4 protein-coding genes are annotated in these 4,897 nt (G+C 63.7%); 1 reads left to right on the top strand and 3 read right to left on the bottom strand.

Translation table 11 applies throughout. The annotated features are described in order from the left end of the window. Positions 1-430: 430 nt before the first annotated feature. The 3 genes from ACILSL_RS26770 to ACILSL_RS26760 form a co-directional block, all read right to left on the bottom strand. Positions 431-1,771: a S8 family serine peptidase gene (locus tag ACILSL_RS26770; RefSeq protein ID WP_395735135.1), complete on the bottom strand. Its 1,341-nt coding sequence runs from the start codon at positions 1,769-1,771 to the stop codon at positions 431-433. Positions 1,772-2,036: 265 nt separating this feature from the next. Next, on the bottom strand, positions 2,037-2,495 hold the full coding sequence (locus tag ACILSL_RS26765) for a universal stress protein (protein ID WP_395735134.1): 459 nt from the start codon (positions 2,493-2,495) through the stop codon (positions 2,037-2,039). A gap of 4 nt (positions 2,496-2,499) precedes the next feature. Next, positions 2,500-3,417, bottom strand: a complete 918-nt coding sequence (locus ACILSL_RS26760) for a universal stress protein (protein WP_395735133.1) — start codon at positions 3,415-3,417, stop codon at positions 2,500-2,502. A 224-nt stretch (positions 3,418-3,641) separates the two neighbouring features. Between ACILSL_RS26760 and ACILSL_RS26755 the strand changes: the two genes are divergently transcribed. Beyond that, on the top strand, positions 3,642-4,844 hold the full coding sequence (locus ACILSL_RS26755; protein WP_395735132.1) for a peptidase S8 and S53 subtilisin kexin sedolisin: 1,203 nt from the start codon (positions 3,642-3,644) through the stop codon (positions 4,842-4,844). The last annotated feature ends 53 nt before the right edge of the window (positions 4,845-4,897 follow it).

The following is a 4,897-nucleotide window of genomic DNA, read 5'->3' as shown; positions in this document are numbered from 1 at the left end:
CAGCGGCGGCGCGCTGAACAACTCCATGAACGACCAGCTCAAGTCCGTGCAGGACATGGTGGGCGGCAGCTACGACGGCCAAACCTACGTGCCGCCGCAGGCCAAAAAATAGCCGCGCCGCCGGGCACCTCACGGCAGCATCACGCGCCACCGCCGCCCCCTCAAAATGGGGTCAGGGTGCAAATTCTTGACAGATTTTTTTCCAGTGGAAAATCTGGACACAAACGCTGCCGCAAATCTCTCCCTCCAGCCTCCAAGATGCCCCTGAACGACGGCGGCCCTGAGGACTGCACGGGGGCACCAGCATTGGCCCGGCCCCGTTCGAAGCCGGGAATGGCAGAGCGTCCCCATTCACGCCTCACCGGTGCCGTCAGTCATGCTTCGCGGCGCCAAAGGCATCCGCAGGAGTTTTTTCAACCGGCGGCTCAAATCAAGGCAGCGTGGTGCCGGTGGCGCCCAGCGCATCCAGCACGCCTTCACGAACGCCATCAAAGCTGTAGCTGGTGGTGGGGGAGTTGAACGGCGCAGAGCCGATTTTTGACGCGGTCGTCATGAGCTTGGATCGCACCGTTTCCGGGCTGATCGCTCCGCCTGCCTGCTGGTAAAGCAAGGCCACGACACCGGTCGTGTGGGGGGATGACATGCTGGTGCCGGACATGCGCGTCGTGCCGCCGCCCAGGCGGGTGGAAAGGATGCCCACGCTCTGAATGTAGCCGGAGACGATGTTTTCCTGGTCTTCGCCCGGAGCCGAGATCGTCACCCCGATACCCGTGGTGCTGTTGAAGGCTCCGTCCGTGGTGAAGTAGGAGGCGGTGTCTGAGCCGATGAACCAGCCGATGTCGTCCGTGCCATCCTTGGCCGAGGTGCTGGCCACCGCGATGACTTCGGGATACGTGGCCGGAACCACTGCCGAGACTTCCTTGCTCTGATCATTCCCTGAGGAGACGACCACGGTGATGCCCAGATCCCGCAGTTTCTTCACCGCATTGCGGTAGCTGGTGTTGTCCCCGACCGTGCCGGGGCGGCCCAGGCTCATGTTCACCACCTTGATCGGCGGCACCAACGTCGCTGCGTTTTTCGCCACCCAGTCCAGACCTGCGATCACGGTGGAGTCATAGCCGCTGCCGGCGCTGTCCAGCACCTTCACCGCATACAGGGTGGCTTCCGGCGCCACGCCGATCACATCGTAGCCGTCATGGCGCGCGGCGATGATGCCGCCCACATGAGTGCCGTGGCCGTTGTCATCCTGGCCCACGGTGGGCCCTTCGGAAAGCTGCAGCTTGGTGCGCGAGACGATGGCCTTGAACGACTTGGCGCCCAGCACCAGGTCAGGGTGTTTGAAGTCCACCCCCGTGTCCACCACCGCCACGCCGATGCCGCTGCCGGTTTGAGCGATGACGCCGGGAATGGCCCCGATGCGGGCCACCCCTGCAGGAAGCACTTCCGCAGCGCGCGTCACCGTCCCGCCGCTGCCCGCCTTGGGCCTGGCATGCGCGCCGATCACGCGGTCCTCCACCACCGAAAGCACACTGGGGTCCAGCTTCAGCGCCCCCACTTTTCCAGGAGGGATATCCCCGGCAAAGCCCCGGAATGCATCTGAAAACACCACGTCTGGCAGCACCGCGTGCTTCGCCACCACCGCCGGCACAGACGCACCGGGTTTCAGTTCCACGATGTAACGTCCCGGAACCTTGTCTCCGGAGTTTTGCGCATGGGCTGTGAGGGCCGCGGTGAATGCCAGGCCGAGAATGCGGAAGGTGGGAATGCTCATCAGTTGGGATTAAATGGGAAATAAAAATAAATCATTCCTACTCCTCCCGGCAAGCCCTTTAACAGAGCCTAAAGACAAATAAATCAATGGGTTACCTCAACCCCTCCGGAGGACGGCAAGAAGCCTCCCGACCGCCACCCCCAAGAAATGGGGGCAGGGTGCAAATTCTTGACAGATTTTTGGCCGACGGTTTTTCAGCGCGCCCAGCCATTTGAGCAGCAAGCCCACGCATCTCCCGCGTTCCGCCCGCTTCCCGGCCCTGCGGTCACTTTTTCTCCGGCGCATCCTCGTCGCTCGGCACCACCAGCACGGGGCAGTGCGCGTGCTTCAGGACATCGGCGGCCACGCTGCCCACCAGCATGTGATAGATCGTGCTATGATGGTGCGAGCCGAGGATGATCAGATCCGCATTCAGGCGCCTGGTCTCCTCCAGAACGGCAGACACCCCGGCATCGGCCAGCTGCTCCACGCGGGCACGCACGCCGAATTTGATCAGCGAGTCGCGCATTTCCAGAAGCTGCTGGGCCTGCTCCTTGACCACTGCGGGTGTGGGGTCCTGCATGACCACGGGGGAGATGATCCCCACATCCATGACCACGGGCGTCTTGGCGAGCACGTGCAGGATGATCACTTCACTGTTGAATGCGGAGGCAAGCGCGTGCGCCTGCTTGAGTACTTTGAAGGTCAGGTCGGAGAGATCGACGAGGGCAACGATGGTTTTCATAGAGTTAGATGTTATCCACGGGAAGTTTCACCACAAGAACCGAGCAGGGCAGCCGGGTGAGCAGGCGCTCCGCCGTGGAACCCAGCAGCACGTAGCGCAGATTGGTGCGCCCTTTGCCCCCCATGATGATCAGATCCGCATGGGCCTCCTGCGCGTGCATGGCGATGCCATTGCCATGGCTGGGCGACTCCTGCAGCACCTCGGTGGAGGCAATGCCCTGCGCCGCAGCGCCCACAAACTCATGCAGCTCTGCGCGCAGCATCTGGATGCAGGCCTCGCGCTCCTCCGGCGTGTACACCATCGCGGGGCCGCCCGGATCTGCAAAGGGCGTGGGGTATCCGATGGCCACCCAGGGCTCCTGCCACACATGCAGGAAGTCCACCGCAGCACCGTCCATGCGCGCCAGACTGAGCGCGTGATCCACCACCGCGCGCGAATTCTCCGAGAAATCCAGGCAGGCCACGATCTTGCGAAACGCCTGCGGATGATCCGTGCGCACCAGCAGCACCGGCGTCTGCGCCTTGCGCGCCAGCTTGCTGGCGATGGACCCCGCACCGGCCGGCATGTCCCCTGCCCCGGCGATGCCCGCCACCAGCAGGTCCGCCTTGAGCGTGCGCGCATGCTCCAAAATCTCATGCAGCGGCGTACCCATTGCGATGGTGACCTCATAAGAGGCCGCTGCGGGAGACTGCGCCAGCCAGCGGGTCAGCGCGGCACGCGCCCCCTCCGCGGCCACGCGGGCGTGGTTTTCAAAGGGCTCCTCCCGGCTCTCCGCCAGCGCCGCCACCGCAGCAGAGTCCACCACATGCAGCACCTGAAGTTTCGCGCCGTGCAGCGCCGCGATGCGCACCGCCTGCTCATAAGCCGTGCGTGATCCCGTGGAAAAATCCACGGCAACGAGAATCGTGGTGAGCTTGTTCATGGCCTGCGCGGGTGGTGAGTCATGCTTCAGCTAAACGCAGGACCATGCGCAGTGAAACGGGCGGTTTATCCCATCTTCTATCGTCTCCTGCCCAGATTTTGGCCGCACGAAAGCAGCGCCGGTGAGCCAGTTCGAAACATGTCTTTCAATTCGCCTGCCCACCCCCGTCCTCACTTAATGCGTTGACAAAATAAGTTCAATTATCTTATAATTATAGTAATTATATGCGCACCAGCACTCTTTCGTTTCTGGCTTTGGCTTCGCTTGCAGCCTCCACCGCAGGATTTTCCGCCGAGAATCGAAAGGATTTTCACAAGGTGGACCAGGACGAGGGGCCGCCAGGGCGCGTCAGCAGCTCGGCTCCCGAGATTGAGCGAATCCATGCGCGTGCGCCCCTCTGGGCCCGGGGTGCCACCCATGCCGCCCCCATGGCGACCACCAGCCCCACGGGCTACACACCCGCGCAGATCCGCCATGCTTACGGCTTTGACAAAATCACCGGCAATGGCGCCGGCCAGACCATCGCCATCGTGGATGCCTACGGCAGCCCTTCACTGGCCAATGACCTGAAGGTCTTCAGCACCACCTTCGGCCTGCAGCAGGCCACGCTCGCCGTGTATTACCCGCAGGGCAGGCCGGCCGCCAACAGCGGCTGGGCCCTGGAGACCACGCTGGATGTGCAATGGGCGCATGCCATCGCACCGGGGGCGCGCATCGTCGTCGTCGTGGCCAAGAGCGCCAGCATCAGCAATCTGCTGGGTGCGGTGGACTACGCCGTGAAAACCCTCGGAGCCAAGCAGGTCTCGATGAGCTGGGGAGCCGCTGAGTTCTCCTCCGAAACCAAATACGATTCCCACTTCAACAAAACCGGAGTCTCCTTCTTTGCCTCCTCCGGAGACAGCGGCGCAGGCGTGATCTGGCCTGCGGCCTCCCCCTACGTCGTCGCCGTGGGCGGCACCACCCTGCAGCTGGACAGCACCGGCACCGCCCTCACCGAAACCGGCTGGTCCGGCAGCGGCGGCGGCATCAGCGCGTACTGCAAGAAGCCGGCGTGGCAGAGCGGTTTCTCCGCCGCCGCCGGACGTGCCGTGCCTGATGTGAGCTACGATGCCGATCCTTACACCGGCTTCCCCGTTTACATCTCCAACTACAACGGCACCACCGGCTGGATCCAGGTGGGCGGCACCAGCGCCGGTGCTCCGCAGTGGGCCGCCCAGCAGGCCCTGATCAATGCCGCACGCACCACCACCATGACCGGTGCAGGCAGCCAGCTCTACGCCACCGCCACCAGCGCCTACACCGACTTCTTCGACATCCTCTCCGGCTCCAACGGCGCCTACTTCTGCAGCCCCAGCTACGACCTCGTGACCGGCCTCGGCTCGCCGAACGCCCCGGCGCTGGTCCCCGCCATGAGCGCCACGAAATGAGCCGCTCCGGAGGGCAATCCCGCCGCATGGCTGGGAGCGCCGATGTCCACATC

This window comes from Prosthecobacter sp. (assembly GCF_044222345.1).
Classification (GTDB): domain Bacteria; phylum Verrucomicrobiota; class Verrucomicrobiia; order Verrucomicrobiales; family Verrucomicrobiaceae; genus Prosthecobacter.
This window is presented reverse-complemented; position numbering and strand designations above follow the sequence as displayed.